Source organism: Pseudomonas tremae, from assembly GCF_001401155.1.
GTDB lineage: Bacteria > Pseudomonadota > Gammaproteobacteria > Pseudomonadales > Pseudomonadaceae > Aquipseudomonas > Aquipseudomonas tremae.
In genome coordinates this window covers 1-419 of record NZ_LJRO01000159.1, presented here as the reverse complement: position 1 = coordinate 419, position 419 = coordinate 1, and the positions used below count along the sequence as shown (strand labels likewise).

Genomic DNA, 419 nt, shown 5'->3' with positions numbered 1-419 from the left:
GTTCATGCACTGTCTGCCTGCCCACCGTGGCGAAGAAATCAGTGTAGATCTGCTGGATGATTCGCGTTCGGTCGCATGGGATCAGGCAGAGAATCGCCTGCACGCACAGAAAGCGTTGCTGGAGTTTCTCGTCGCGCCGTCTCACCAGCGCGCATGAGCCATTTGCTGCTGAACCTGCGCAATCTGGCGTGCGGCTATCAGAATCAGCGCGTGGTGCAGGAGTTGAATCTGCACCTTAACGCGGGCGATATCGGCTGCCTGCTGGGATCATCGGGCTGCGGCAAGACCACCACACTGCGTGCGATTGCCGGTTTCGAGCCGATACATGCAGGGGAGATAACCCTGGCGGGCGAAGTCATTTCCCGTCCGGGCTGGACTCTGGCACCGGAGAAGCGTCGCATCGGCATGGTGTTTCAGGA

At 59.7% G+C, this 419-nt stretch carries 1 protein-coding gene and 1 pseudogene; both read left to right on the top strand.

Going from position 1 to position 419, the window contains the following annotated elements:
* A pseudogene (locus ALO43_RS28730) lies at positions 1–157 on the top strand (ornithine carbamoyltransferase); the annotation flags it as partial.
* On the top strand, positions 154–419 hold a 266-nt coding region (locus ALO43_RS11765), incomplete at its 3' end, for an ATP-binding cassette domain-containing protein (RefSeq protein WP_157062285.1). The pseudogene ALO43_RS28730 and the gene ALO43_RS11765, both read left to right, overlap by 4 nt.